This window comes from Simkania negevensis Z, assembly GCF_000237205.1.
GTDB classification, from domain to species: Bacteria; Chlamydiota; Chlamydiia; order Chlamydiales; family Simkaniaceae; genus Simkania; species Simkania negevensis.
Genome location: NC_015713.1, coordinates 261,648 through 288,546 on the forward strand (window position 1 = coordinate 261,648; position 26,899 = coordinate 288,546).

Here is a 26,899-nt window from a genome sequence, read left to right on the forward strand (position 1 = left end):
AATAGGAGGATAAGAATGAAAAAGTGGCTTGCACTTTTGTTTCTTTTGGGAGGAACATCTTTAAGCTTTGCAGATTACAATTGGACTGGGGGGCAAAATAGCTATACACCTCAATCTCGTGGGCAGGAGCTTTATAATCAGCAACAGCAGCAACAACAGCAAGCGCAGTCGCCATGCGCAAGCCTTCAATCGACAGATCCTGAAGCCTATGCGTTTTCGCAACAGCTCAGTCCGATTCATCAAAGTGTTTTTTGTCAGCAGTTTACAACAGCTCAACGAAAACAGGCGATGGCCTTAGCAGGTTCGCCAACCCAAGACATCCAGGGAAAAGCGGGATCGATCACACCAGATATGGCCGTAGAAGTCGTGATGCAAACAGCTCGTTATTCGCAACAACAGCAACAGCCGCCGCAACAACAAAGCTATTCCAATTATCAACAGCCACAACAGCAGCAGTCGTATTCATATCCGAAGGAAAGCCAAAATAGTAGTAACAGCCGCTCGAACGGAGGGCGTTACTCTAACTATTAATCTCAGTTGAGGGCGGGATAGGTGAAGCAGAAGAAATGGATAATGTTGAAAAGATAGTGGCAGAAGATGCTACTTTCGATAGAACGGGTGAGATGGTAAACAGTTCCATAGATAAGGCTGGCTATGAAGGCGAGTGAGATAAAATTCAGGTCTTTGACGAAGGCAAAATGGAGTCCTGCAAAAAGGAGAGAAACCACAATAATGCTAAATGCTCCAGACCATTTTGTGTGAAAGTAATTATGGATTTCCCGTTGCAGAAATCCTCGAAAAAAAGCCTCTTCCGGAATGGTGACAAAGAACAGGTTGGCGATTAAGAAAATCAGGGAGCTATGAGGAAACTTGAGGTCGATGTTGACGATGTGCAAGTTGAGAGCGAGAATCATCATCACCATCACTCCCAGGATTGAAAGGGTAAAAGCTTTAACCGCGATAGTACGCATATGAAAACGACTGTGCAGAAGGGGAATTGTTAAAGCGAGTGGGAAAAGTCCAACAAACGGCTTATCGTAATTAAGGTAAAGGGAGTAGGGATAAGCATGCGAGCTAATCTGAACACCTTCCATGAGCTTCCAATTGTGAAACCCAGGAAAGAAGTGACCCATTAGGGCGATCGAAAAGACAAAAGCGACAACTACTGCTGAGATACGTCCCCATCCTTTGATTTCAGTCGACAACATGAAGTGGGCCCCTCCAAGAAAGAAAAGAGCGACAAAGACTTTAAGGTCGATGAGTTTTGCGTAAAAAGCAAAGGCAAAGGAGATCACTAAAAAAGAGCCCCAAAGCCAAGCGCGCTTGTGTATCCACAGACTGAGAAAGGCCATGATGAGGGCAAAGAAAGCAAGGGATGCAATCGGATGGTGAATGAATGTTAGATAAGAAAGATCCATACATCTCTCATTTTTTCATAGACTTTAGTGTAGCGTTTAAGCAAAAAAAAAAGGGCACTTTTAAGTGCCCTTTTTAACATTTCAGTTGTAATAGGTTACGACTTGACATTTACAACTTTGAGAACGGGTCCCGCAGAACTTGGTTCCCAGTAACCTGTTACTTGAACTTTGCCACTTGCAGCATCTAAGGCTTTTTTTGCAGCAAAAGTCATTTCATCGCTATCTTGCAAAATAAATGTGACATTATTTTCTGGGACATTGAGCGTTTTCCCAGCACCACTAGAACCAATCGTTCCTGTTGCGGTCACAAGCATCGAACGATAGACATAGCTACTTTTTCCAATAGCGTTTACAACTGACTCAGGTTTAAAAGGAGCATCAGGTTTGATATGGAGGGTCATTGTTCCGGCCTCCATGTCCATTGAAGCATCTTCAACCATATCGACTTTTCGGACGACTTTTAGTGTGGGTTGTGTACAAAAAGGGCAATACATCCCATCAACAACTACAACGAGCTCTTCGACTTGAGCAAAGGTAAAAGTTGGCAGTAAGAAGCCAACCATTAAAACTAAGTTTTTCCAAAACCGTGTCATGAATTCCTCATTTAATATTTTTTTCTCATCAATTTGTATTACCAGTTGGCTTCTAACCTAACAATATAGGCACGCATAGGTCTGACAGGAACTTGGTTACCGGTTTGGTAATAAATCGTTTGTTGGAAAGCAAGACCGATCTCAAGGTTGAAAGCCTTCATGATATCGACAATTTCTATACTTAGAGAAGGAGAGAGTCTTCCCCAATTGCTCCAGGTATTCACGAAGTTGGGTCCTCCACTAGGGCGAGATTTATACTGTCCCAAAAATTCAATATTTAGAGTGGTCCAAACACGTGGCTGTCCCCCTTTGAGGAACCAAGGGAAGATCCGATGGCCAACAGAGGCGTTGTAGATAAAGAGTTGCCCATGTCTAAAGCCGTGCTGTTTAAAAAAGTGTTGGTATTGCAACTGCAAGGAAGCTTCATTTTCGATACCAGAAATCGAAACCACTGTTGAGAGAAAGGGGCTCCAATTACCAGTTCCTGGTTGAAATTCTCTGTCCATGGTGACGCCAAGATATTTTTGGTTCCAATCGCCTGTAGGAAATTGGAGCCCGGGCTGGATGAGCATACTCGCATACCATCCTTTACCTGCAGCTTGCCAGGGTCTAAAAAATGCAGAAAGTGCTAAGTCACCCCATCCAGAAGTCTTGTTGGTTATTCTTCGAGGAGAGGGAGTAAAAAGGTTGTTGAATTTAGCTTGCTGATGTTTCCACGGAATAAAGAGATACACTCCAATATTCTTGTTAAATGCATAGACTCCAGCCAAAGCAATCAAATCTAAACGATAGGAAGTGTCAAAAGCATAAAAGTTAGGGGAATCTCGATCGACATATCCATTCAGGTGAAACCATTGTACAGCTACCGCAGCTTCACCTTGTACGATAGCAGGTGCGAATCCATTASAGACAGGAAAAGCCTCAAGGGATTTTGCCCCAATCAAAGAGGCTACTGCACCTATGATAAACAGAATTTTTTTCATTCTCAATTAATCCTGGTTCAGTTAGTTTGAGGATTTACCTTAACAAAAAAACTTTTTTTTGTCACATGAGTATTGAAATAATTTTTTCCTTTAGGTACTCATAAATGCCGTGTGGCCCACCTTCCCGCCCAAAACCTGAAGCTTTGATGCCACCAAAAGAGAGCTCTGCTGCAGAAAAAGCTCCATCGTTTAATCCAATGACACCAAACTCTAATCCGGCGCAAACTTTTTCTGCTTGTGCAAGTCCTTCGGTGAAAACATAGGCTGCGAGTCCATAAGGCGTTTGATTTGCGCGCCTCAGCACTTCATTCGCCGTTTTAAAATTAGCAATTCCTGCAACAGGACCAAAGGTTTCTTCGTTAAAGATGAGCATTTCATCTGTTACATCGGTTAAGATTTCGGGCTCATGCGCCTCTTTTGCTTGTAAATGGGCTTTTGCACCTCGCTTCATGGCATCTGCAATGTGTCGTTTTGTTTTTTCGACAGAAGTGGGGTGAAGAGCAGAGCTTAAATCGGTTGTTTCATCGAAAGGATTTCCAACGGAGAGGTTTTTAACTTTTTCAATAAACCGTTTCAAAAAGTGAGGATAGATTTTTGATTGAATAAAGAAGCGGTTGGTACAAACGCATGTTTGCCCACTTTGGCGGAATTTAGACGCAATGGCTCCATCGACTGCTTTTTCTAAATTAGCATCGTCAAAGACGAGAAGGGGAGCATGTCCTCCCAATTCCATGGTGAGTTTTTTCAAACTTGTTGAACTTCCTTGATAAAGATGTTTTCCGACTTCGCAGCTTCCGGTAAAAGAGAGCTTACGAATCAGCGAAGTGTTCATAAGGGCATTTCCAATCATTGTTCCATTCCCGACAAGGATTTGGAGGGCTTCTTTTGGAATCCCAGCTTCTAAACATAAGTTTCCAAAAAGAAGAAAAGACAAAGGAGTGTCGCTACTCGGTTTCACAATGACGGGGCAGCCAGCAGCGAAGGCTGCGGCCATTTTTCTTCCAGCCATTGCTATGGGAAAATTCCAAGGAGAGATGATGGCGCATGGACCAATCGGTTCATAACGAAGCTGAATTCGCTTGTTGGGATATTGAGAAGGAATGTCCATACCGTAGATTCGTTTAGCTTCTTCTGCAAACCAAACAAAGTAACTGGCTGTGTAATCGACTTCTGTGCGCGCTTGAGTGAGCGGTTTTCCCATTTCATGGGTGATCATTTCGGCAAGAGGGTTTCGATGTTTTGTGAGAAGCGTTGCAATCTTTTGCAAGATTTCAGATCGTGTATAGGGGCTCAGCTGTTCTATGGAAGGGTTTTGCAAAGAAGCAAGGGCTTTTTCAATAACAGCCTCATCGGCAAGATGAAGTTTTCCAATTTCTTTTTGCGTGACAAGAGAAAGGCGAGAAATGGCAGTGCCAGATTTAGCATATTGTCCTTCAACTAACGGTCCAAAAATTTTCATAAATCACCGCATTTCAATGGAAAAAAGTGCATCTACTGATACATTGTGATCTACAACGCTTTTTGTGTAGATATTCTCTTTTATTTTATATGGAGTAATCATCGTCAGAAATAAACCTTTTTTTGTTTTTGTCCGTTCTTGAAAGAGATTTTTTTTCCTAGACAACTCTGCTGCGTAGGCTTTTGTTAATTCATACTCTTCATTGCAGAACTTTATCTCGCATAAGTTGATGCATTGGTCAGCTCTATCAATAACTAGATCAATTTCTATTTCTTTTTTTCCTTGATTGTTTGATTTCCAATAGCCTGAAGAGGTGCTCACTCCTCCAATATGAAGCGCGTATTTAATTTGCGAAATGTGTTTAAGGCATAAACTCTCAAAAGAGAATCCAGCCCAAGATTTCCATGCAGCTGACGTATATTTTTTAATCCAGTATTCTTTTTCAACGCCTCTTAAAAAACTTCCTTTTTCGGGTTCAATCCAATTTAAATAAAAAAGAGTATATTCATCGATAAGGTAATAATTTGTCTCGCGCGTTTTTTTCCCAATTTCTGGGAGTGTTGTGATGAATCCAGACTCTTCGAGTTCTCTTATGATTAAGCTGGTATATCCACTATTTGTTAGCTTTGCCTTTTTGATTAACTCAAACCGGGACATGCCTCGCCTTTTCATTGCAAGCACTCTTATGATATTAAGATGGCTTTCTGCATTCTTAAAGAGAGAGTGATAAAGTTTATGGAATTCTGTCAAAAGAGGGGATTGTGGAGTGAAGCATAAAGAGTGAATATTTTGAGCAGAAGAAAGGCCTTCTTCAAGGTAAGATAAGTACTTAGGAATGCCTCCAGTAACCATGTATATTTCACAAATCTGCTTCCTTGGTAAGTCGATGTTTTGTGTTTTTAAATACATCTCTGTTTCAGCTAAAGTAAAAGGAAGGAGTCGAAGATGTGCGCTGAGTCTTCCATAAAGTCCCCCTGTGTTGTTAATCACTTTATTGATCATCCAAGAAGCAGCAGATCCCGAGACAATCAACAAAATGTTTGGCATCTCACAAAGGTGGCGGTTCCATAAGTAATCCAAAGAGGCAAGAAACCCTGAATGAGGAGTCGCAAGCCAGGGGAGTTCGTCGAAGAACAAAACAATTTTTTCTGTCCCCCCCATTTTAGATATGCTGTTTTGCAAACGCTTAAAGGCTTCTCTCCAGTTTTTTGGAGTATTCTGGGGATCCACTCCATCAAACAATGCAGAGTACTCATAATGAAAGTTTTCAAGCTGATCTTTTGTACTGGTGTTAAAAGTACCAGTGACCTCAAAAAAAAAGCCTTTATTCCTAAAATAATTTCTTACCAAATAAGTTTTGCCAACTCGTCTTCTTCCATAGATAGCTAAAAATTCTGCTTTTGAGGATTTATAAAGCTTCTCTAAGATTCGTTTTTCTTCGAGACGCCCTACGATCTCTCCTCGCTCTTTCATTTGAGATACTCCATTTAAAGCGCATTTTCTTTTTATTTTCCGCTTTATCTTATATTTTTATCAAGATATTTCCTTTTTTCATGTCTAAAATCGCTATATCTATCTTTTTGTTAAACGATTGATAATCAATGAAAAAGGCTCAGTGATGCTGAGCCTTTAGAAAGATTAATGTCTGAATTATTTGCAGAGCATGTCGACAACGAGTGTGTCGTTTGTTCGGGTATTACGCAAGGTGATCGTGAAGTTTGGGTGGTACTGATCTTCAGAAACAAACAGAAGCATGTTTATTGTAGTGTGAGGGGAGATGTAGACATCTTTGACCCCTTTTTTATTGTAATCTTGCTCCATTTGTTGGTTAGCTTGAGAAGATTTCACGCCTGTCACAACTGGTGCTGCAACGAGTGTGGCGAGGGGAACGAGTACTCCGAGTGGGCCAAGGAGCAACATACTGGGAATTGCAATGAGGTTTGCCCCTACAAAACCGGCTCCTGTCATGGCAACAGTACGAGCAGCTGTCGAGTATTCCAATTCTTTTACAATGATCTCTGGATCCACAATAGGCAAGCTGATTCCATTAACTGGAAGATAAAAGGGATCGTTTGAATCATTGCGAATCGAAATTTGAACTGGTTGATAACCGTGTGATAAAACATTTTTTCCAAGATAGCGGTTTGAATCTTCTTTTGAAAACGCTTTGCACGACGTGTAAACGTTATCGAGTGGGGCTTCAAGATTAAAAGAGAGAGTGTCTAATGGACGGGCTTTATAGCTAGCGCAGCTTGTCAAAAAGATGGGAAGCATCATTAGCCAAGCTGATCGTGTGAGTGTTTTTCGCATTTATATTCTCCTTCGAGTAGAATCAGGAAGAAGTGTAGCATAAGGAAGTTGTATTTCAAAATGAAAAAAATGATTTCAGGAGGAGTCGAATGGCTCGAGTTTAAGTTGCTTCGTGAATTCCCCCAAATCAGTCATGCAGTTTTTTTAAGAGGCGCAGACTTTAATCTTGGCGAGCAGGGGAGTGAAGAAGATCAAGAGCTTGCTTTGGACATGATTGGAGCCGAAAAAGGGATCAAGCTGAAGCAGTGCCATCAAGCAGATATTCTCGAGATCAAAGAAGCTCAAGAGGGGTGGACTCTCTATGAAGATTATGATGGAATGGTCACTCGTGAAAAAGGGGTTGCTCTCATGGTCCGTCATGCCGATTGTCAAGCTGCGATCTTTTTTGATCCCGAATCGGAGGTCATTGCAAATGTCCATTGTGGTTGGAGGGGAAGTGTTAAAAATATTTATCGTGAAACGATTCAAAAGATGCGGGATCTTTATGGAACAAATCCACAGGAACTTCGGGTTTGCATTTCTCCAAGCTTAGGACCTCAAAAGGCCGAGTTCAAACACTATGAATCGGAGCTGCCTCCTCATTTTTGGCAGTATCAGGTCATGCCGACCTATTTTGATTTTTGGGCTATTAGCCGGCAGCAACTCCGAGAAGAAGGAGTGCTTCAAAAAAATATTGAAATTGCGGGCATTTGCACGTACTCCAATCCGATCGATTGCTTTTCCTATCGGCGCGATAAGCCGACCGGGCACCATGGAACAGTGGTTGCGCTTAAGTCAGAGGTCAAACTATTATCGTAGAGTATGGAAATTCAGGAATTATCACTTAAAGATGCTCTTCTCATCACACCTCGACTCTACAGAGATGAAAGAGGGTTTTTCTTTGAATCCTATCAGCAAGGACTGGGCCTTCCTTCTTTTGTTCAAGACAATCACTCTTATTCTAAAAAAGGGGTGATTCGAGGAATGCACTTTCAACTTTCTCCTATGGCGCAAGCGAAACTCGTCCGTGTAGTGGTGGGTCAAATTTACGATGTGATTGTGGATATTCGGATCGATTCCCCCACGTTTGGACAGTGGGAAGGAGTTTACCTCGATGATAAGATCCATCAGCAACTTTTTGTTCCAGAAGGATTTGCTCATGGATTTCAAGTGATTAGCGAAGAAGCACATGTCCTTTATAAAGTCACTGCGCCCTATCATCCTCAGGCAGAGCGGAATTTTCGCTTTGACGATCCTGAGGTCGGAATTGAGTGGCCCTTAAAAGAATCAATCGTCTCCGAAAGAGACCGAAATGCACCATCGATGCGGGAGGCAACACTATGAAATTGTGGATCATTGGTAAACGAGGTATGTTATCTCAAGCCTTGCAACGAGTTTGTGAAGAGCAAGGCATTCATTTTTTAGTCACATCTCGTAAAGAAGTCGATGTGACTGATCCAACAGCTCTCAAACATCAATTTGAAACGCTCCATCTCACCCATGTTGTCAACTGCTCAGGCTATACTGCTGTTGATCGAGCAGAAGAAGAAAAGGAAAAAGCAGAAAAACTTAATGTTCATGCAGTCGAAACTCTTGGTCGACTTGCAAAAGAAAACAACGTCAAACTTATTCATTTTTCTACTGATTATGTTTTTGATGGGAATGAAAGTACCCCTTATTCAGAAGATTCAGCTGCAGCCCCTCTCTCAATCTATGGGCAAACAAAACGACTTGGTGAAGAAAAACTTCAGGGAGTGAACCCCCAAGCATGCATTATCCGGAGCTCATGGGTTTTTGGACTTGAAGGCAACAACTTCGTTCAAACCATGACCCATCTCATGAAGCAACACGAAAGTCTGCGCGTTGTTTCAGATCAAAAAGGGCGTCCTACCTATTGCGAAGACTTAGCGCGTGCAGCCCTAGACCTTCTCGATCATGAAGGAATTTACCATTTTGCAAATAAAGGAGAGACGACTTGGCTTGAATTTGCTGAAGAAATTTTAAAGCTCCTCAAACAAACCGGAGCCGAAGTTAAATGTAAAAAAATCGATCCCATCTCTAGTCAAGAGTATGCTGCACCTGCTATACGCCCTGCATTTTCAGTTTTAAAAACAGACAAATACGAAAAGGCTGCAGAGAAGTCGCCAAGGCATTGGCAAGAGTGCTTAAGAGAGTATTTCGAGAGGGTCGAGTGTTAGGAAATCATTGTCATCTTCTTGTCACAGGTGGCGCTGGCTTTATGGGCTCAGCGTTCATCCGCTACCTCTTAAGTGATACCGATTTTGAAGGGACGATTTCCAACTTAGACCTTTTAACTTATGCTGCGAATATGAGAAATCTCGCGTCGGTTGAAAATGACGAGAGATATCAGTTTTTTCATGGGAACATCTTAGACTTAAGTCTAATTGAAAAGATTTATGAAGCAAGGCCGTTCGATGCCATTGTTCATTTTGCAGCTGAAACCCACGTCGATCGAAGCATCGACCATCCTCAAGTATTTGTCGAAACAAATATTCTCGGAACCTCCAATCTTTTGACCTTTGTCCGTCATCATCCAAATGTCCACTTTCACCATATTTCAACAGATGAAGTCTATGGATCTTTAGGGGAGCAAGGAGTATTTACCGAAGATTCTCCTTATTTACCCAACTCTCCTTATGCGGCATCCAAAGCTGCTAGCGATCACTTTGTGCGTGCTTATGCAAAGACCTATGGAATTTCCGTGACCCTGTCGCATGCAAGTAACAATTATGGACCATGCCAATTTCCCGAAAAGCTCATTCCTTTGATGATTTCTCATGCTTTGCAGGAGAAGCCACTTCCTGTTTACGGGAAAGGGGAAAATATTCGCGACTGGCTTTTTGTCGAAGATCATGCTGATGCCATTTGGAAAATTTTACAAAGAGGAACTCCTGGGGAAATTTACAATGTTGGGGGAACGTGTGAAAAACGGAACATCGATTTACTCTTTCTCATTTTAGAAATACTTGCATCAAAACTCGGAAAAGATCCGGCCGATTATCACCGCTTGATCACTTTTGTGGCAGACCGCCCAGGCCATGACTTTCGCTATGCCTTGGATGGGGAAAAGATGAAAACTGCCATCGGGTGGGAGCCTCGTCACGATCTTGCAGCAGGTCTTGAAAAGACCATCGAATGGCATCTAATAAGTGAGCAAAGGTGTGTTTAAAATGAAAGTTGTTTGTGTGATTCCAGCGCGTCTCAACTCCAAACGTTTTCCTCGAAAGGTGCTCAGCCGTTTAGGTTCTAGACCTTTGCTCGAATGGGTTTGGGAAGCGGCGACTGCATGCCCTATCTTCGATCAAGTGGTCTTTGCTGTTGATCATGAAGAGACAGCTCGCCTCGTCCAATCGTTTCAAGCAGAATACTTTATGACTTCTGAAACTTGCCCAAGCGGAACTGATAGGCTCATTGAGCTCATGGATTCAGGGTTACTTGAAGGAGATATTTGGGTGAATTGGCAAGGAGATGAGCCGTTCATCAATCGTGAGATGATCGATGACCTTTTGCAATCGGTTTCAGAAGATTCATCTGATGTTTGGACACTTAAGAAAAAACTTACAGCGGATGCAGAGATTCAAAGTCCACATGTTGTCAAAGTGGTAACAGATTTGAAAGGTCAAGCTCTTTACTTTTCTCGTTCGCCTATTCCTTATGCTCGGATAGAAGGTCCAACTTATTACAAACATATCGGCCTTTATGCTTATAAAACTGAAAGCTTAAAGCGGATTCAAAAAATGGTTCCTACTCCACTTGAAAAAGCCGAGTCTTTAGAACAACTCCGATTTATGGAAGGGGGGCTCAAAATAAAAATTCACGAAACGGTTCATGACACGCAAGGGATTGATGTTCCAGAAGACCTTCTCCTAGCGCTCAGGCTGATTACGCAATTCAAATAATTTTTTTCTTTGTTTTATACTCCGCTTCCGATTATAATTTGGGCTCAAAAAAACTTTTTTGAGAGGAAATTATGGTAAAACCAATTGACGGATTTTTTAGACCTGCAGTAATAGATCAAGTTTTCACTAAAGGGCATGATAAAGGTAGACCCACTTTTAATACAATGTTTCACAAAAGTCTCTATCATGGGCTTTTAGCAACGACGGTTGCAAATTTTAATTCGACCTATGCAGGATTTTATGGATTTTTGAGAGGAGCTCTTGATCTTCCTTTCGCACTTATTCAAGAGTCTTTTTTTGAACAAGTTCTTGAGGCCGATATGCGAGAAATCAAAAGAGAGCCAGCACTTAAGGCAATTTATATTGCGGTAAACTTTTTTACATCGGTGACGCTCTTATATGTGACTTGCAAGTTCGGTGAGCTCATTTACTGGGGTGGAAAGTCGCTTGTAGGGCGCGCAACTTATCGCCCATTTGGAATCTTAGATCTTCTCAAGATTGAAGGAATGTTTGCGCTCTTTACAGTGGGAATTGATATTGGGCTTAAGATTGTAGATAACGTATTGACCTCAAATAGATCCTCTTCAAGTCAGCATTATCATGTGAGACCCGACCATGAGAGACCCGACTTTGATCCTGAATATGATTAATGATTACTTTTGTAGGGGCAGGAAATCTCCTGCCCTTGCATGAATAAAAAAATTTCAATAACATCTTTGACGCCTGTAAGGATGAGGTACAAAGATGACGCCTATTGCCCCTTCTTCTTCACTATTCATGACACTTGTCAAAGCTCCCTTTCAAATTGTTTATGACCTCATTTGGTTTGCGATTTTATGCGTGAAATGGCTTTTTGATACCGTTTATGAATTTTTCAACCCTCCCTCATTTCATCAGCCTGAAGTCACAATTGTTGTTGACCCCAACCTCATTGCTCTAGGTGAAGTCAAGCGAAGTGAGCTTGCCAGGCAAGGAAAAGAAGCGTGGAATAAGGGAATGGATGCCATTGCGCAGGAGGGTGTGCGCAGTCAAAAAGAGTTTGACCTGATCCATATGGGACGCATCATTCCTACACACGAACAGCTTCAGCGTAAACAAATTTTACACATTCAGGGGACGGAAAATAAGGAAGAAGCCAAGCTTTACTTGACTGTGCGCCTTCCCAAAAGTCAATTAGTCCATTTTCCCCATGATATTCGGGTACGGCTAAAAGAGTTTGATCAGGAGCAAGAATTAGAACTTTATTTTGTCATTTACGACTTGAGTCATATCCGAGAAAAGACCTTTAGCTTTCTCTATCACTTTGTTAATCAAACAGATAAGATGGAGGAAAGAGAGGTCTATACAGGAGTTTTCCATTCTGAAGGGTTGGAACCGCAGAGAGACAGTGAGGTCACTTATGGTCAATTTTCTCCTTGCAAAGTGCGACTAAAAGAAACAGAGACCCTTTCTTCCCAGCTCAAATTTAGATTAGATCAACCCTATGGATCCTTCTTTACAGCTGCTCAATTTGTCAATGAAAAGGGTCATAATCAAAAAGGGCTCGGAATTTTTGGGATTGTCGTGCGAGATTGGCATAAATCAGAACCTCAAAAAATTGCAGCAGCAGCAGAAGAAAAGAGCTTGCGAGATTTTTTAACCAAACTGCTAGAGTTAAATTTTTCTACATCACACACTCTTTCTTCTCTTTTCAACTACAATGAAAATTATTACTTTGCTGGGATTTAGATGGAGTCTTACACGACTTTCTTGAAGCCTTTCTTCTTCCTAAGGAATTTTTTTACGTTTTCCTGCTTCATGAGCCCATTTGGAGCTCACTCCATCGGATGCCTTGAACCTTTCTCTGAGGAAGAACCCTCTCTTCGAGAAACTTGTGGCAACATCATCTAGATGAGAGTTGACATTGGGGGGTAAAACCGGTAGCCTTTTTAATGAAAAATAGGTGCCAAATGTCAACTGAAGAGATGCTCGCCGAGCGCGCAGACTATAAATATGGTTTTAGAACCGAAATCGAATCTGAAGCCTTTCCTAAGGGATTAGATGAAGATGTTGTTCGTGCTATCTCAAAGAAGAAAAATGAACCTCAATTTCTGTTAGACTTTCGCTTGAAAGCTTTTCAAAAATGGCAAGAAATGACTCCTCCAAATTGGGGGCATCTCCGCATCGAGCCGATCGATTTTCAAGATATTCGCTACTACTCTGAGCCAAAGAAAAAGCAGGAACTAAGCAGTTTAGACGAAGTTGATCCTGAAATTTTGCGCACTTTTGAAAAATTAGGCATTCCACTTGACGAACAAAAGCGGCTTGCGAATGTAGCAGTTGATGTCGTGTTTGATTCTGTTTCACTTGGAACAACCTTCCATGAAACTCTCGCTGAAGCGGGAGTGGTTCTCTGTTCGATGACCGAAGCTGTTCAAAAGTACCCTGAGCTGATTGAAAAGTACCTTGGAACTGTTGTTCCTATCGGAGACAACTTTTATGCCGCGCTTAACTCTGCTGTATTTTCTGATGGCTCGTTTGTTCATGTCCCTAAGGGGGTGAGATGTCCCATTGAACTCTCAACCTATTTTCGCATCAATGAGCGTGAAACGGGGCAATTTGAACGGACCTTGATCATTGCAGAAGAAGGCTCGTACGTGAGCTATCTCGAAGGGTGCACAGCCCCAGCATATGATTCGAACCAACTCCATGCTGCCGTCGTAGAACTCATCACCCTAGATCATGCGGAAATCAAATATTCCACCGTACAAAATTGGTATGCTGGTGATCGACGCACAGGAAAAGGGGGGATTTACAATTTTGTGACCAAACGAGGCAAGTGTGTTGGGAAGCGCTCAAAGATTGCGTGGACACAAGTCGAAGCAGGTGCTGCTATCACTTGGAAATATCCGAGCTGTATCTTGCAAGGAGATGATTCTGTTGGAGAGTTTTATTCTGTTGCTCTCACGAATGGAAAGATGCAGGCCGATACAGGAACAAAAATGATTCATTTAGGGAAAAACACCCGCTCGACCATTGTGTCGAAAGGGATTTCTGCCGATGAGTCGCACAATACTTACAGAGGCCTTGTGCATATTGGCCCGCGTGCTAAAAAAGCGCGTAACTTCACTCAGTGCGATTCAATGCTGGTCCAAAACCGGTGCTCAGCCAATACTTTTCCCTATATAGAAGTGCACAATGAGGATTCTGAAGTGGAACATGAAGCCTCCACTTCAAAAATGAGCGAAGAACAGCTCTTTTACTTGAAATCTCGCGGTTTATCTCAAGAAGATGCCGTGCATATGATTGTCAACGGCTTTTGTAAAGAGGTCATCAAAGAACTGCCTCTAGAATTTGCCGTTGAAGCTCAAAAGCTCTTAACCCTAAAACTAGAAGGAAGCGTCGGTTAATGTTACAAATTGATGATCTACATGTTGAAATTGACGAACAACCCATTCTTAAAGGACTTTCATTAGAAATTAAACCTGGAGAAATCCATGCGATCATGGGACCGAATGGAGCCGGCAAATCTACCCTTGCAAAAGTTTTAGCAGGACACCCAAGTTACACTGTGACTTCAGGAACCATGACATTTATGGGAAAAGATTTAAGTGAACTCGAGCCTGAAGAGCGTGCTCACTTAGGAATTTTCATGGGATTTCAATATCCAATTGAAATTCCCGGTGTTTCAAACTTGCATTTTCTTCATACGGCGCTCAACTCACATCGGAAAGCTAAAGACCTTCCACCCCTTTCTGAAGACGAGTTTAAGAAACTACTCGAAGTTAAAATGAAAGAAATGAAAATCAAGTCTGAGCTTGGAGAGCGTGATGTCAATACTGGTTTTTCAGGTGGAGAAAAAAAGCGAAACGAGATTTTACAGATGGCGATTTTAGAGCCTCATCTTGCTGTCCTTGATGAAACTGATTCGGGCTTAGATATCGATGCCATGCGTGTTGTTGCCGACGGCGTCAATCAGCAAATGGATGGTAAACGGAGTCTTTTGCTCATTACCCATTATCAACGTCTCCTCGATTACATTAAGCCCCACTTTGTCCACGTTGCCATAGATGGGAAAATCGTCAAATCAGGAGGAATAGAGCTTGCTCAAATGCTCGAAGAAAAGGGATATGACTGGCTATGATAACTCTCTCTCAGAAAACGGCCCCGAATCCTTTACAAAAAGACGCATGGGTGAAATGGAGCGGCTTCCCATGTCGAAAAGCAGAAGCTTTTCGCTATGTTTCGCTCAAGAAATTGCAAGAGCAAGAGTTTACCGAGCAACCAATCACATTTCATTATGATGCTCCCCCGGGGATCATCGTATTGCCTCTTGAAGAAGCCAACAAGACCTATGGACCTCTTTTGAATAAGCGAGCACTTCTTCTTGCTCAAAAAGAAAAAGATCCTTTCTTTTTTCTCAATCAAGCGCTCGGAACACAAGGCCTTTTTATTTATGTTCCCCCGAACGTGCGGATCGAAGCGCCTTTGCACATCACTCAAAAAATTCACTCTGCGCAAAGCATGCACCATCCTCGTATCGAAATCTTCATTGGAAAGGGAGCAGAACTGACAACGACCTTTGCTATCGAAGGCGATACTTCTGTTTTTTGGAACAACATGGCTCTTTACGTAACGGTTGAAGAAGGTGGGATTTACAAACATTATGATCAAGCCATGGGCCATGCTGAAGCATGGGACTTTTTGTCTTTTCAAGCAGAACTCAAACGAAATGCGAACTTAAAGTTTTTTTCGTTTGGACGTGGCGCGCAAGTGCAAAGACGAGACCTTGCGATTTCTCTAGATGGAGAGCATGCAGAAGCAGACTTAAAAGGGATGTCACTACTTGACGAAAAGCGAGAAGGGCATGTCCATATTCGCATCGATCACGTTGCACCTAATACTCGTTCGAACCAATTCTTTAAACACGTCTTGTCTGATCGCTCGCGCAGCAGCTTTGAAGGAAAAATCTTTGTAGAGCAAGAAGCCCAACAAACTGAAGCTTACCAACTCAACAATAACCTCATCCTTAGTGAAAAAGCCGCAGCATTTAGTAAACCCAACCTCGAAATTTTTGCAGATGATGTAAAAGCATCCCACGGAGCAACCGTTTCCAAGCCTAACTTGGATGAGCTTTTTTATCTCCGCTCTCGTGGTTTAAGTAAAGATGCGGCACGTGATCATCTCGTACGTGGTTTTTGTCGCGAACTGCTCCAAGATGTGAACTTGCTAGACCTCTATGACAAATTTTCTGGAGAGATTTATGCCTACTTATCACGGTAACGCCCATCCTTTTGATGTTTGGAAAGTGCGCAAAGACTTTCCGATGCTTGCAAAAACGATGAATGGCAAACCTCTCATTTATCTCGACACCGCTGCAACCGCGCAAAAACCAAGTAGTGTTATCGAGACGATCAACCGGTTTTATCGCGAAGAGTATGGAACAGTTCACAGGGCCATCTATGAAATCGCAGCACGCTCAACTGAAATGTACTCCGAAGTGCGCACGAAAGTGCAAAACTTTATCAACGCTCCTCGTGAAGAAGAAATCATCTTTACTCGTGGCACGACCGAATCGATCAATCTTGTTGCCCACTCTTTTGCGCGCGCCTTTTTAAAAGAAGGAGATGAAATCCTCATTTCTGAAATGGAGCACCATTCCAATATTGTTCCTTGGCAAATCATTTGTGACATGTATCAAACTGTCTTAAAAATCATTCCTATCACTGACACTGCCGAGCTCAATCTCGACGCTTTTAAAGATCTCCTCACTCATAAAACGAAACTTGTAAGCCTCGCTCATATTGCCAATGCAACAGGAACGATCAATCCAGTAAAAGAAGTCATCAGCCTTGCTCACCAAGCAGGTGCAAAAGTTCTCATTGATGGCGCCCAAGCAGCGCCTCATCTCATGATAGATGTGCAAGATCTCGATGCAGACTTCTACGCCTTTTCTGGCCACAAGCTTTATGGCCCAACAGGCGTTGGTGTCCTTTACGGCAAAAAAGAACTTCTTGAAGTTATGCCTCCTTTCTTCGGAGGAGGAGACATGATCGAAGAGGTGACTTTTGAGAAAACCACTTTCCAGCCCATTCCTCTCAAGTTTGAAGCAGGGACTCCTTCTATTGCCGAAGTGATTGGACTTGGCGCTGCTATCGACTATGTCGAATCTATCGGTCGGTTAGCAATTCATGAGTGGGAGCAAAAACTGCTCACCTACGCAACTGAAAAGCTCCAATCCGTAGCAGGGATCAAACTTTTTGGAACAGCTCTCTCCAAAGGTGGCATCGTGAGTTTCACGGTTGAGGGAATGCATCCCCTCGATCTCGGAACCATTTTAGGTCTTAAAGGAATAGCCATTCGCACAGGCCATCTTTGCGCCCAACCCGTTCTTCGACGCTTAGGTGTTGAAGCTCTCGCTCGCATCTCATTTGGGATTTACAACACGTATGAAGACATAGACAGCTTCCTGCATGCATTAAAAGAAGCGACAATCCTTTTAAAGCCTGAAATGTCTTATTAACCTGAACACTGGGTTTATACCATTTATCAAAAATAACCTATGTTTTACCTCGAAAAAGGACCATTTAGTCCCTCTCTTCGTCAAAAATACTGAGAATACTCAAGTTGTTACCTAGAGAAGCCTTCCTTTCAAGTTCTTTAAGCTATTTCTTGGAATGATGAACCTCAGTGTCGTATGACTTTAGCCGAAGTTATCACCGTTGGTCTTGTTTCTCGGCGCTTTTTTCAAGGTAATATCGAGATTGCTAGGATGTTTTTACATGAGCTTGGATATATTTCTAACATATTGAGTAAGAGCAAGCTTAAGCGAAGATTACATAATGTCCCTTCATTTTTCTGGCATCTCATTGTTGCTCATCTTTCTTATCAAGTTGAGCCTTGCTCAAAAGGCTTTTTGATTGATAGTTTTCCTGTTTCTGTATGCTATAATGTTTGCTCTAACAGACGCGCTCTTTTCAGAGGCCAAAAATATATCGGTACACCCTTCCAGAAGATCTAAGCTATTAGTGACCACCTCAATCTTCGACTAGAAACTCTCCATAAGTGCATGGAATTCTTTTGCGCGAAACAAAGCTTGGTGTCGGAGCATAAGCAAGAAGGAAATCAAGAGATCTTTTTTAAGAGAAAATTTAATTGGATCTTAATCCAATCGACAAGTAAAATCTTGTTAAATTTTGCCATATTAGGAGGTTGTTATGGCTTTTATAACAAGCATGTTTATGCGTCCTACTCTATCTAGAAGTTCCAATACTTTGCTTCATAATTGGGGTAGAGGGTTCTCAACAAAGGTTGTAGGACCAGCTCCAAGGGATGTCCTGAATATTAGCGAACAAGAATTTTTTCACAGAAATCTTGATAGATTACGCCAAGACGGAAAAATAACCTTTGCAACTACTGAGCCATTGGTTACTGTACCTAGAGCTTACCTAGATCGAGCTATGGAATTATTCTTAAACATCTCTCGTCAAAATGAACATTTACATGGGGAACTAAAAGTCCTACACGCTAAAGTTGAGCAGTTAGTTAGCTCTTCTCATAAAACCCCATAAACATAGATCAAAAAAATGTTCACTTCACTGCTTTCTCAATCTCAACTAATTAGAAGAGTTCCAGCTGTTGCGCTTGGTCCTAAATTTCCAATGCGTATTGATTCAGCTGGTTCATTCTTTTCAGCTGCGGATCGAACTGCTTCTAGCCAAAATTCAAGGAGCTTTTCTACAACTCAAATAAGTCATGTAGATACAGACTTGAAAAGTCAGCTTAGCTCACAAATGGGCGTTTATCATAGCTTTCTTGGCTCAAGTAACGAGGCTAAGCTAAATAGAGTATTTCAACAAGGTTTAGCAGACTCCCTTGGAAAGTTTGGCCTTGTTTCAAAGGACTTGTCTGTGGAAGATTCCTGGGAACAATTAACGGAACAACTCAGAAATCATGGCGAAACCCTTCCACCATTTGATCTTCAGAATACGGAAGAAAACATTTTCAACCTATTTCGTTTTCCGAGGCCTTTGCTCTCTATTAGAGGGCTAAATTTTGCTTCCCAACAAGACTACATCACGACTGTTACAGAGCTTTATTGGACTTTAGCTTTTCCCAATATAGCCTTTACACGCGCTCCAAGTGCACCTTTAATAAGTAGAGAGCACCTAGCTTCTATAGCTGAAAGAGTCGGTACCCCAGCACCTTCTTGGAGTGACCGCCCTCAACTCGAGCAAGAGACCTTAGATCGAACAGTCTTTTCCAGTGAAGAAGACGCCCTCGCAGCCATTCTTCTTGCGACTCCTCATATCCATGAAAAGACTTTAATACACGAGTTAGGGTGCTGGAGTGGTGAAAATTTAGTTAGGCTGCTGTACTACACCCATCTTCAAGGGAAAACTCCTTTCGCTTTTATGGGAACAGATATCCATGAAATTGCTTTGAATATAGGTGAATCAACCCTCAACTATTTAGGAATCCACAGGCCCCAAGTTCAGCTTCACTTAGCAAACGCCTGTCATCCACTAGACTTTACTTTGCTAAATATTTCTTACACCCAAGAAGTTAAGATGGCATTGAAATTGATCCCGGTGCTCACTCCTGAAAATGCCAAGAAGTTCCTTGAATCGGCTCGACTTTCATTTAGAAACCCAGACTCTATTCTCATTGTAAGCTATCCTATTTTGAAAGGAAAATTGTACGAATTAAACGAACAACGTTCTCAAACAGATCCTCAGAAGTACCAGCGTGTTCCTTTTGAAGGAGGTGTGATTTTCAAAACACCTTTTCCTGTACCAGAAGCGCTTCCCGTTCACCTAAAGAAACTTCAAGATCAAAAAGTTGTAATCAATACATACTATTCTGAAGAAGCCTTTAACTCTTTAGCTGACGACTGTGGCTACGTAGTAAAAAATTCAGTCTGTGTCGGCGAGTGTTCTGATAATTATCGAATTGTCTCTGTGTTAGCACAAAAACGAAAGTAAAAGCTGTTTAAATTGAGACAAAAACTGTAGAAATGCCTTTCTTTTATCAGGCACAAGAATCTTCAGGAAGGCATCTCCTTAACCAATTTGACACGATAAAAAAGTCATTATCCAACTCATCTTCTTCTACATAAGTAGCTAGCGTATGTTCGAAGGGGTTTTCGTGGCAATCACTTGAGATGAAAGCCTCATCTAAGGCTGCCCCACTAAAAGTTGGGTTGATCAGGCTAAGAGAATTAGGGGTCTGAAGCCCATCCGTCCGAAAACGTACGCTAAGGGTCAAAAATTGCAGTTTAAGTAATTAATCTTTAAACGATTGCATCTAAAAGTTTTTCTCGATATATTCGTGCGCCGCCTTCAATAAAACGCTGCATGAATGGGCTTGGATTTTTATATCTTTGCGATTGGGTGTTGTTGCTCAAGGATGTAGAAAGTAGCCCAACTAGTTATTGGGTCCTCTTTATCTGTATCAAAGCTATTTGGGTGAATGGTATCTCACCCAGCTCATAGAAAGACGTCTCACCTTGCGAGTTTGGATGGCTATGAGAAAGTAGTTGAGCTCTTGCTCAAAGGGGGAGCAAAAGTCGATGAGGAGGATAAAAATGGCTGGACGGCGCTTTATAGCTAAAGTGACTTGGTTTAGTTATTCCAGAGCGGAAATTAGTAAAATTTCCAGAGAATGTTACCTATAACTAATTTAAGTCAGTTTAGCTATACAATGCGAGTCTCACTGGGCGTAAGAATTTAGTGAAACAGCTGTTGTTGGCCGGAGCAGATGTGAATGGAACTGCAATGGCAGGTGCAGTAAAAGGTGGACAGAACGAAGCTGTAGAGACTCTTAGGAACGAAAGAAAATCTCTTCGGTTAGGATGGCAGTATTTTCGAGCGAGAATCGGTTTCTAGAAATCAAGTCTGAATTTGACTGTGAGTCCTTGAAGACTGAGGTCGTACCGATTGTTTTGGTCAAGGACGTTGATATAGATTGTTTGGCTTGGCCAGATTTGCGCTTCCCACCCAGCTTGTAAGCGAGCATGGAGACGGTTGCAGTTAAAGTATGTTTCAATACGGAGTCCAATTGCAAACTCGAACACTGGCTTCACGCAATGGAGTGTATCTTGCAAATTAGCAGAGGTGCGATCAAGTCCTACATCAATGCCTCTAATGTCGATCACTTCGGAGAACGCATCTTTTCGATCGAGGTTGTAGTGAGTCCAAAGACCTGTCAGAGCAATATCTCCATAGAGGCTAAACCAACTGACAAACTGCCAAGATGTATTAAGTCCAGTACGCATCCCTAGACCCCATAGCATGTGGTCTTGACGCATTTTATAATTGAAAATCGTGATATTTTGGTTGAGTTGGAAGGGAATAGCTTCGAAAAAGACGTTGTAGTCTTGTTTTTGCCAAGTTCCTTTCACTCCAATAAAGGGGCGGAGTTTTAAGAACCGGTTGATGTAATAATTTCTTCCGAGTTCTAAATCGCCTACTTGATAGTGCAAGTCCCAATGCGCATGGGCCCGCTCCATGTTGATTTCTTGCCCACTAGGGGGAACGATGTTAAACGCGGGTTTCAAATGGCGTGAGTGGCGTGAGTCACCGACATTTGTGTAAAACCAAGTGTATTGCAAAAAGAGATCCCAACCACCATGACAAAAGGTCCAACCATATCCGACCTTAAAGCCTGGATCCCACGTCCAATCAACAGAGTTGACCTCACCTTTCGATGGGTTCTCTAGTTCAGTTAAGCTTCCAATCCCTGTTTGGCTGTAACTTAATGAATCGAGGCGAGCAGTCCAAAAAATGAAGTCCAAAGTGAGAAACATATCCATGCCATCATAGACTTTAGGACCAGCGTTTGGTGTGATAGGGTCGTAGTGGCCGCCTGATTCTTTTTTTTGTTCAAGAGCGTTGACCCGATTTTCTAAATTGCGCATCCGCATTTCTGTTTCTGCATGAGCAGAAATAGCAGCAAAAAGAAGGAGTGTGAGCAAAATCTTTTTCATAAGTTATATGAAAAATGATTTGCGATTGATTTTCAAGTTAAAAATCTAAACGAGCTTTGATTGTCAGACCAAACATTGAAAAGTCACCCTGACTTCTTGTGGGGAAAAAGAGAAATTGACCTAGATGAAACCAAAGCTGTTCATCAAAACCACCTTGAAGTGCTAGATGGTACCGGTCATTTTTCAGCCACCATTCTCCATGCAACCCTAGAAAGAGTTCCATCACAGCTTTAATGGTGTCCATATTGCTTGTAAACCTGTTCACAACGAGAGCAGGATTCTCAAACTGTTGGTATTGATCCTTGCGCGTATTGTCATAGTCGAGCCAAACTCCTGAAACAGCGACTTTGGTTGCGATGCTTAAACTGCGGAAAAAATACCAATTCCCATTGCCTCCAAATCGAATCCCCACACCCCAAAGACCTTGATCTTGCTTTGAATGTGCAATGCCGGGGAGTGTGGTGTTGCCAAGAGTAACTTGATTGGCTGTGTACTTATTTCTCACTTCTTGATCTTGCCATGTGAATTTCAAGCCGCTAAAAAGACGAAAAGTTAAGAAACGGCTTAAGTAAAAACCTCTACCTAATTCGAGATCAACTGAGTTGAAGCGCAAGTCCCAATGATTGCTTGCGGCAGTGACTTGATTGACATTTAAGGTTGTGAGCCCAGGAAAAAGAAGTCCTATAGGAATCATATTCCCGATGCTATTTTTGACGCGATCGGTGTTACTGCTGCGAAAAAAGGTGTAGTTAGCATAAAGGTCCCATCCATCCAAGGGTGGGTAATACCCTAGCCCGACTCGAAATCCTGGACGCCAAGGAAAATCTGGGCGGTGGATTTTTCCTGAACTAGCTGTTGTCCCTGGGACGACTGCTACTCCCGTATCGGCATAGCATAACCCATCTTGGATAGCTTTCCAGTATAGAAACTCTAGCGTTGTATAGACATCCACCCCATTTTTAACATAGGGTCCTGTTGGAGGAGTGATTTCCTGATCCGACTCATTACAAACCGCTAATCCACTAAATGCTAAAAAAATACAGATGAGACTGATAATTTTTGTCTTCATCGCCTTCCCCACGATGTTCCCTTCTACACTTATATATATAGAGAAGTGGTCCATTTATAAAGAGAAAAGTCTTAGTTAACCTGAGTTCTGGGTATATTTCACTGATTCTCAGTGATTTTTCTCTTTCTTCTCAGCCGTGTTCTCTTGAAAAGGAGCATTTTGCTCTTCCCTTCAATAATACTGAGAATTTAAGAGAACTCGCTTTTGAAAATAAGCAAAATATACCTAGAACTCAGGTTAGTTAAAGGCTTTGAGCTTTGAGATGAAGGAGATAAAAAAAACCCGTTGGGATTCCCAACGGGTTTTTTCCGATTGATCTTTAGGCCAAGCCTTAGAAGTCAAAGCGGAACTTAAGATTCAAACCATGAAAGCTGAGGTTGTTCCAAGCTTCACCAGCAAAGTAGTCAAAATTGGTGGCCCAGTTCTTCCAGACTTGTTCTTCCCATCCTGCTTGAACAGCAAAATGGTAGTTGTCATCATAGAACCAGATTTCCCAGCGTAAACCGATCTCAAGTTCTAAGATGGTTTTTACAGCGTAGTGCTTATCTGTTCTGACGTTGTAAGGGTTGATATAAGGGAATCCAGTGACTTCAGCTGGATCTACTAACGTATCTTTACGTGTGATGTCATCGTAGTCAGTCCACATTGCAGTCCAAGCGAAGTCTCCATAGATGCTCCACTCTTTGGACATGTACCAACCAAGATTAAATCCGCCACGTACACCAATACCCCAGTTTTCCATACGTTCGTGAATTTTATAGGGACCCTCAACGGTTACATTGAAAAGTTGTACAAGAATTCCGTTTGGAGCATTCATTCGAATGCGCATATGTTGGTCTTGCCAAGTTCCTTTAAGACCAATGAAAGGACGCATTGTTAAGAATTGACTGAGGTAAAAGTTTCTACCTAATTCAACATCGATGACATTAAAGTCTAAGTCCCAGTGTGCACTAATTCTATCAAACTCTGCGAAAAGAAAAGCGATTGTAGGGATAAAAGTTGTAGGCGAAACGGTTCGATTAGGAAAGTCTGAAGTGCTTAAACTATTGCTGTTACTCGGACGCAGCCAAGTATACTGAGCAAATATATCCCAGCCATCGTGGCCCATGTTAAGACCTAGACCCACCTTGAAACCTGGAGCCCAATCGTTGCCTACACTTCTTTCTTTTCCTCTAGATTGATTTGCAGGAGGGTTGGGTAACACGAGCGCTTCAACACCGGTTGTTGCATAATCTGTTCCTTCTTGAACAGCTTTCCACCAAATAAAATCAGCTGTGATAAACACATCTGCACCATTTGAGACGCGTGGTCCAGCGTCCGGAGTGATTTCGCGATAAGAGCCTCTTTGGTAAGTTCCTTGACCAGATATGCTCTGAGAAGAACTTTGAGAGGACATTGAATCATTTTGTGAATTCCCATATGGCTGAGCACTTGCTAATGAGAAGAAGCTCATGCACATTAAGCCCAAAGCTGGCCATAATTTTCGAAGGTTCATTTGCATTCTCTTTTTCTCCCTGTTAGAGATCTATTTTTCTTGTGAACTTTCGCATGAAAATACGATAAACTTGTTACGAACAATGAAACAGCATTCACAAATTCTTTTTCAACAAAAAAATGAAAGTAAGTGACTTCGTGATTATTTTTGTGGGTGAAGATAAAAAAAAATGAGTGCTTAAAAGCACTCATTTAATCCTCTTTTAAGAAAGCACCGTTTAGTTTTCTAAACGGTGCTTCATAAGAGAATGCTTGTTTAGAAGTCAAAGCGGAACTTAAGGTTCAAGCCGTGAAGGCTGAGGTCGTTCCATGTATCACCAACTAGGAAGTCAAAGTTAGTTCCCCAGTTAGCCCAAACTTGCTCTTCCCATCCTGCTTGGATAGCAAAATGGTAGTTATCATCGTAGAACCAGATTTCCCAGCGTAAGCCGATTTCAAGCTCTAAGATGGTTTTAATAGCGTAGTGTTCATCTTGTCTGACGTTGTAAGGATTGATAGAAGAAAGTCCAGTTTGTTGAGTTGGATCTTCTGCAGTATCTTTACGTGTGACATCATTGTAGTCAGTCCACATTGCAGTCCAAGCTAAATCTCCGTAGATACTCCACTGTTTAGCCATGTACCAAGCTAGATTAAATCCGCCGCGGATACCAATACCCCAGTTGTCCATACGTTCGTGGATTTTATAGGGACCTTCAACGATTGTGTTATTGTTATCCACAACAATCCCATCTGGAGCATTCATACGAAGATGGATGTGCTGGTTTTGCCAAGTTCCTTTAAAACCAATAAAAGGACGCATTGTTAGGAATTGACTGAGATAGAAGTTTCTTYCYWATTCAACGTCGATGACATTAAAGTCTAAATCCCAATGTGCACTGATTCGATCAAATGCGGTCAATGCAAAAGCGAGTGTTKGAATGATAGTTGTAGGGCAGAACTGGTCGGTTTACGTAGTCAGAACTGCTTAAGCTGTTACTGTTGCTAGGACGTAGCCAAGTGTACTGAGCATAAATATCCCAGCCATCGTGGCTCATATTAAGTCCTAGACCCACTTTGAAGCCAGGAGCCCAGTCTTGGCCTACACTTCTTTCTGTTCCTCTAGATTGGTTTGCAGGAGGATTTGCTGGAAGAAATCCCTCAACACCTGTTGTTGCGTAGTCTGTTCCTTCTTGAACAGCCTTCCACCAAATAAAGTCAGCAGTGATAAAAACATCAGCACCATGTGCAACACGAGGTCCTGCAACAGGTGTGATTTCGCGGTAAGTTCCTCTCTGGTAAGTTCCTTGCCCAGACATATCCTGGGAAGAACTTTGAGAGGACATTGAATTTGATTGAGAATTGCTATAGGGCTGTGCATTTGCTATTGAGAAGAAACTCATGCACGCTAACCCTAAAGCGGGCCACAGTTTTTTGAGGTTCATTTGCATTCTCTTTTTCTCCCTTTAAGAGATTTGTTTTTTTTTCGATGTTAAATTTGCATATCAAGAGAATATGCATGTTTCCCATAATCAAACAGGATTTTTAGATTCTTTTTCAACAAAAAACTTAAGCCAGGTTAAAAATTTTCGCATTTTAGAAATCGAATCGTATCATCATTGTCAATCCATGTAGGCTTAAATCAAAATAAGGAGCTGGGCTTATTGGATCGATATAGGTCATATGGTTGATCCAGATTTGCTCTTCCCATCCCGCTTGTAGTTGCAAATGATACCGGTTGTCAGCAAACCAATTTTCAAAACGGAGTCCAATTTGGAATTCGCCTACATATTTTAGATCAAAAAAGCTACTGTGGACATCAATCGTTTTTTGGTTTTGTCCTGTTGCTCCGTTATCAATTGTATCATGGCGACGCAATTTATAATGTGACCACATCGCTGCTCCAGCAACATCTCCAAAAAGACTCCATTGATATGTAAAATGCCAAGCGGTATTGAGCCCTGCGCGTATCCCCACTCCATAGTAGCGGCTGTGATGATGCACACGGTAGGGTCCGGTAGCAGGTGCGCCTCCAATTTGTATAAATGAAGAAAAGAGTCTTGTGCGCCAGTCTTCTTGTTGCCATGTTCCTTTAAATCCAACATGAGGCTTTGTCATGAGGTTAGGACTCAGATAAAAATTGCGCCCCAATCCGAAGTCAACGGAGTTGAAAATGAGTTTTGCTCTGGAATTTGCTCTATTGAAAATCTCTTGGGTGAAGAAATTATCGGGGAGGTTAAAGGTTGTGGTGAGACCGTTCGTTCGAGATTTGGAATCATTTCCATCGGTATGAAACCAGGTATATTCTGCGTAAAGATCCCAGTTGTCATGCCAAAATTTATATCCGGCGCCTACTTTAAAACCTGGATCCCAATCATAAGAAATCCGTCCAATTTTCCCATCTCTGAGAGGTTGAAGAGGCTGAGCGGGCTGCGTGAGTACACCAGCACTTGCGTAGGTTAGGCCCGATTCCTTGGCTTTCCACCACAGAAAATCAACAGTGAAGTAGAGGTTCATACTGGAGGTCACATGGGGACCTGCATAAGGTGTGATGTCGTGTGTCATGGATTTTCCATTCGCAAAGGCAGCTTGACATAGAGCCAGTGCTGTCAAAAGAATGAGAAAAATTTTTGATTTCATTGATTTTCTCCACAGTTACCCCGTTACTTTGGAGAAAAATAGAAATGAGATTTTTTTTAAACAAAAAAAACCGAGCCACGAAATGTGGCTCG

Annotated in this window: 28 protein-coding genes; 16 read left to right on the forward strand and 12 right to left on the reverse strand. The window is 42.0% G+C overall.

The window, feature by feature from the left end; translation table 11 throughout:
• The first annotated feature begins 15 nt into the window (after positions 1-15).
• Positions 16-531: a hypothetical protein gene (locus SNE_RS01835; RefSeq protein ID WP_013942592.1), complete on the forward strand. Its 516-nt coding sequence runs from the start codon at positions 16-18 to the stop codon at positions 529-531.
• 2 nt (positions 532-533) lie between these two features.
• Here the strand turns inward: SNE_RS01835 and SNE_RS01840 are convergent, their stop codons facing one another.
• The 6 genes from SNE_RS01840 to SNE_RS01865 form a co-directional block, all read right to left on the reverse strand.
• Positions 534-1,418 (reverse strand): CPBP family intramembrane glutamic endopeptidase, encoded by an 885-nt coding sequence (locus SNE_RS01840; protein WP_013942593.1) that lies wholly within the window; start codon positions 1,416-1,418, stop codon positions 534-536.
• 95 nt (positions 1,419-1,513) lie between these two features.
• Positions 1,514-2,011 (reverse strand): cation transporter, encoded by a 498-nt coding sequence (locus SNE_RS01845; RefSeq protein WP_013942595.1) that lies wholly within the window; start codon positions 2,009-2,011, stop codon positions 1,514-1,516.
• Between the two features lie 38 nt (positions 2,012-2,049).
• Positions 2,050-2,994, reverse strand: coding sequence for a transporter (locus SNE_RS01850; protein ID WP_013942596.1), 945 nt, complete (start codon positions 2,992-2,994; stop codon positions 2,050-2,052).
• Positions 2,995-3,055: 61 nt separating this feature from the next.
• A complete protein-coding gene (locus tag SNE_RS01855; RefSeq protein WP_013942597.1) occupies positions 3,056-4,453 on the reverse strand; it encodes an NAD-dependent succinate-semialdehyde dehydrogenase in 1,398 nt (465 codons plus the stop codon).
• Between the two features lie 3 nt (positions 4,454-4,456).
• The gene (locus SNE_RS01860) at positions 4,457-5,926 is read right to left on the reverse strand and encodes an ATP-binding protein (protein ID WP_013942598.1); all 1,470 of its coding nucleotides are present in this window, start codon (positions 5,924-5,926) and stop codon (positions 4,457-4,459) included.
• 177 nt (positions 5,927-6,103) lie between these two features.
• A complete protein-coding gene (locus SNE_RS01865) occupies positions 6,104-6,763 on the reverse strand; it encodes a hypothetical protein (protein WP_013942599.1) in 660 nt (219 codons plus the stop codon).
• A gap of 60 nt (positions 6,764-6,823) precedes the next feature.
• Here SNE_RS01865 and pgeF point away from each other — a divergent pair, with 60 nt between their 5' ends.
• From pgeF to SNE_RS13145, 15 genes are all read left to right on the forward strand, one after another.
• Positions 6,824-7,561: a peptidoglycan editing factor PgeF gene (gene pgeF, locus SNE_RS01870; RefSeq protein WP_013942600.1), complete on the forward strand. Its 738-nt coding sequence runs from the start codon at positions 6,824-6,826 to the stop codon at positions 7,559-7,561.
• Positions 7,562-7,564: 3 nt separating this feature from the next.
• Positions 7,565-8,086, forward strand: coding sequence for a dTDP-4-dehydrorhamnose 3,5-epimerase (rfbC, locus tag SNE_RS01875; RefSeq protein WP_013942601.1), 522 nt, complete (start codon positions 7,565-7,567; stop codon positions 8,084-8,086).
• The gene (gene rfbD / locus SNE_RS01880) at positions 8,083-8,940 is read left to right on the forward strand and encodes a dTDP-4-dehydrorhamnose reductase (RefSeq protein ID WP_013942602.1); all 858 of its coding nucleotides are present in this window, start codon (positions 8,083-8,085) and stop codon (positions 8,938-8,940) included. The genes rfbC and rfbD overlap by 4 nt, the downstream gene beginning before the upstream one ends.
• On the forward strand, positions 8,934-9,932 hold the full coding sequence (rfbB, locus tag SNE_RS01885) for a dTDP-glucose 4,6-dehydratase (RefSeq protein WP_013942603.1): 999 nt from the start codon (positions 8,934-8,936) through the stop codon (positions 9,930-9,932). Before rfbD ends, rfbB begins: the two co-directional genes overlap by 7 nt.
• A 1-nt stretch (position 9,933) precedes the next feature.
• Complete coding sequence (gene kdsB, locus SNE_RS01890) at positions 9,934-10,662, forward strand: 3-deoxy-manno-octulosonate cytidylyltransferase (RefSeq protein WP_013942604.1); 729 nt, start codon at positions 9,934-9,936, stop codon at positions 10,660-10,662.
• Between the two features lie 71 nt (positions 10,663-10,733).
• Entirely contained in the window at positions 10,734-11,312 is a 579-nt protein-coding gene (locus SNE_RS01895; protein WP_013942605.1) for a hypothetical protein, read from the forward strand.
• A 94-nt stretch (positions 11,313-11,406) separates the two neighbouring features.
• Positions 11,407-12,390: a hypothetical protein gene (locus SNE_RS01900; protein ID WP_013942607.1), complete on the forward strand. Its 984-nt coding sequence runs from the start codon at positions 11,407-11,409 to the stop codon at positions 12,388-12,390.
• Between the two features lie 221 nt (positions 12,391-12,611).
• A complete protein-coding gene (gene sufB, locus SNE_RS01905) occupies positions 12,612-14,051 on the forward strand; it encodes a Fe-S cluster assembly protein SufB (RefSeq protein WP_013942609.1) in 1,440 nt (479 codons plus the stop codon).
• A complete protein-coding gene (gene sufC / locus SNE_RS01910) occupies positions 14,051-14,785 on the forward strand; it encodes a Fe-S cluster assembly ATPase SufC (protein WP_013942610.1) in 735 nt (244 codons plus the stop codon). The genes sufB and sufC overlap by 1 nt, the downstream gene beginning before the upstream one ends.
• Positions 14,782-15,924 (forward strand): Fe-S cluster assembly protein SufD, encoded by a 1,143-nt coding sequence (gene sufD / locus SNE_RS01915; protein ID WP_013942611.1) that lies wholly within the window; start codon positions 14,782-14,784, stop codon positions 15,922-15,924. Before sufC ends, sufD begins: the two co-directional genes overlap by 4 nt.
• Positions 15,905-17,164 (forward strand): aminotransferase class V-fold PLP-dependent enzyme, encoded by a 1,260-nt coding sequence (locus tag SNE_RS01920; protein ID WP_013942612.1) that lies wholly within the window; start codon positions 15,905-15,907, stop codon positions 17,162-17,164. The genes sufD and SNE_RS01920 overlap by 20 nt, the downstream gene beginning before the upstream one ends.
• Positions 17,165-17,858: 694 nt before the next feature.
• A complete protein-coding gene (locus tag SNE_RS01930; RefSeq protein WP_041418689.1) occupies positions 17,859-18,212 on the forward strand; it encodes a hypothetical protein in 354 nt (117 codons plus the stop codon).
• Positions 18,213-18,227: 15 nt separating this feature from the next.
• Entirely contained in the window at positions 18,228-19,625 is a 1,398-nt protein-coding gene (locus SNE_RS01935) for a hypothetical protein (protein WP_013942616.1), read from the forward strand.
• 487 nt (positions 19,626-20,112) lie between these two features.
• The gene (locus SNE_RS13525) at positions 20,113-20,253 is read left to right on the forward strand and encodes an ankyrin repeat domain-containing protein (RefSeq protein ID WP_013942618.1); all 141 of its coding nucleotides are present in this window, start codon (positions 20,113-20,115) and stop codon (positions 20,251-20,253) included.
• A 119-nt stretch (positions 20,254-20,372) separates the two neighbouring features.
• Positions 20,373-20,528 (forward strand): hypothetical protein, encoded by a 156-nt coding sequence (locus SNE_RS13145; protein ID WP_013942619.1) that lies wholly within the window; start codon positions 20,373-20,375, stop codon positions 20,526-20,528.
• Here the strand turns inward: SNE_RS13145 and SNE_RS01940 are convergent.
• From SNE_RS01940 to SNE_RS01970, 6 genes are all read right to left on the reverse strand, one after another.
• Positions 20,525-21,628, reverse strand: coding sequence for an Lpg1974 family pore-forming outer membrane protein (locus tag SNE_RS01940; protein WP_013942620.1), 1,104 nt, complete (start codon positions 21,626-21,628; stop codon positions 20,525-20,527). The two genes, SNE_RS13145 and SNE_RS01940, sit on opposite strands and share 4 nt — an antisense overlap.
• A 37-nt stretch (positions 21,629-21,665) precedes the next feature.
• Positions 21,666-22,697: an Lpg1974 family pore-forming outer membrane protein gene (locus SNE_RS01945; RefSeq protein ID WP_013942621.1), complete on the reverse strand. Its 1,032-nt coding sequence runs from the start codon at positions 22,695-22,697 to the stop codon at positions 21,666-21,668.
• Between the two features lie 331 nt (positions 22,698-23,028).
• Complete coding sequence (locus SNE_RS01950; RefSeq protein WP_158307196.1) at positions 23,029-24,150, reverse strand: Lpg1974 family pore-forming outer membrane protein; 1,122 nt, start codon at positions 24,148-24,150, stop codon at positions 23,029-23,031.
• Between the two features lie 297 nt (positions 24,151-24,447).
• Positions 24,448-25,089, reverse strand: coding sequence for an Lpg1974 family pore-forming outer membrane protein (locus SNE_RS13455; protein WP_013942624.1), 642 nt, complete (start codon positions 25,087-25,089; stop codon positions 24,448-24,450).
• Positions 25,076-25,618, reverse strand: a complete 543-nt coding sequence (locus SNE_RS13460) for an Lpg1974 family pore-forming outer membrane protein (RefSeq protein ID WP_158307197.1) — start codon at positions 25,616-25,618, stop codon at positions 25,076-25,078. Before SNE_RS13460 ends, SNE_RS13455 begins: the two co-directional genes overlap by 14 nt.
• A 145-nt stretch (positions 25,619-25,763) precedes the next feature.
• On the reverse strand, positions 25,764-26,807 hold the full coding sequence (locus tag SNE_RS01970) for an Lpg1974 family pore-forming outer membrane protein (protein WP_013942628.1): 1,044 nt from the start codon (positions 26,805-26,807) through the stop codon (positions 25,764-25,766).
• Positions 26,808-26,899 lie beyond the last annotated feature (92 nt).

Excerpts from the sequence above, each read along its gene's own strand:
- SNE_RS01950 (WP_158307196.1), bottom strand. The coding sequence starts at position 24,150 with ATGAGCTTCTTCTCATTAGCAAGTGCTCAGCCATATGGGAATTCACAA.
- SNE_RS13525 (WP_013942618.1), top strand. The coding sequence starts at position 20,113 with ATGGTATCTCACCCAGCTCATAGAAAGACGTCTCACCTTGCGAGTTTG.
- rfbD (WP_013942602.1), top strand. The coding sequence starts at position 8,083 with ATGAAATTGTGGATCATTGGTAAACGAGGTATGTTATCTCAAGCCTTG.
- pgeF (WP_013942600.1), top strand. The coding sequence starts at position 6,824 with ATGAAAAAAATGATTTCAGGAGGAGTCGAATGGCTCGAGTTTAAGTTG.
- sufB (WP_013942609.1), top strand. The coding sequence starts at position 12,612 with ATGTCAACTGAAGAGATGCTCGCCGAGCGCGCAGACTATAAATATGGT.
- SNE_RS01835 (WP_013942592.1), top strand. The coding sequence starts at position 16 with ATGAAAAAGTGGCTTGCACTTTTGTTTCTTTTGGGAGGAACATCTTTA.
- SNE_RS01900 (WP_013942607.1), top strand. The coding sequence starts at position 11,407 with ATGACGCCTATTGCCCCTTCTTCTTCACTATTCATGACACTTGTCAAA.
- SNE_RS01860 (WP_013942598.1), bottom strand. The coding sequence starts at position 5,926 with ATGAAAGAGCGAGGAGAGATCGTAGGGCGTCTCGAAGAAAAACGAATC.
- SNE_RS01840 (WP_013942593.1), bottom strand. The coding sequence starts at position 1,418 with ATGGATCTTTCTTATCTAACATTCATTCACCATCCGATTGCATCCCTT.
- SNE_RS01935 (WP_013942616.1), top strand. The coding sequence starts at position 18,228 with ATGTTCACTTCACTGCTTTCTCAATCTCAACTAATTAGAAGAGTTCCA.
- SNE_RS01930 (WP_041418689.1), top strand. The coding sequence starts at position 17,859 with ATGGCTTTTATAACAAGCATGTTTATGCGTCCTACTCTATCTAGAAGT.
- kdsB (WP_013942604.1), top strand. The coding sequence starts at position 9,934 with ATGAAAGTTGTTTGTGTGATTCCAGCGCGTCTCAACTCCAAACGTTTT.
- SNE_RS01845 (WP_013942595.1), bottom strand. The coding sequence starts at position 2,011 with ATGACACGGTTTTGGAAAAACTTAGTTTTAATGGTTGGCTTCTTACTG.
- SNE_RS01970 (WP_013942628.1), bottom strand. The coding sequence starts at position 26,807 with ATGAAATCAAAAATTTTTCTCATTCTTTTGACAGCACTGGCTCTATGT.
- SNE_RS01940 (WP_013942620.1), bottom strand. The coding sequence starts at position 21,628 with ATGAAAAAGATTTTGCTCACACTCCTTCTTTTTGCTGCTATTTCTGCT.
- sufC (WP_013942610.1), top strand. The coding sequence starts at position 14,051 with ATGTTACAAATTGATGATCTACATGTTGAAATTGACGAACAACCCATT.
- sufD (WP_013942611.1), top strand. The coding sequence starts at position 14,782 with ATGATAACTCTCTCTCAGAAAACGGCCCCGAATCCTTTACAAAAAGAC.
- SNE_RS01855 (WP_013942597.1), bottom strand. The coding sequence starts at position 4,453 with ATGAAAATTTTTGGACCGTTAGTTGAAGGACAATATGCTAAATCTGGC.
- SNE_RS01865 (WP_013942599.1), bottom strand. The coding sequence starts at position 6,763 with ATGCGAAAAACACTCACACGATCAGCTTGGCTAATGATGCTTCCCATC.
- rfbC (WP_013942601.1), top strand. The coding sequence starts at position 7,565 with ATGGAAATTCAGGAATTATCACTTAAAGATGCTCTTCTCATCACACCT.
- SNE_RS01920 (WP_013942612.1), top strand. The coding sequence starts at position 15,905 with ATGCCTACTTATCACGGTAACGCCCATCCTTTTGATGTTTGGAAAGTG.
- SNE_RS01945 (WP_013942621.1), bottom strand. The coding sequence starts at position 22,697 with ATGAAGACAAAAATTATCAGTCTCATCTGTATTTTTTTAGCATTTAGT.
- SNE_RS01895 (WP_013942605.1), top strand. The coding sequence starts at position 10,734 with ATGGTAAAACCAATTGACGGATTTTTTAGACCTGCAGTAATAGATCAA.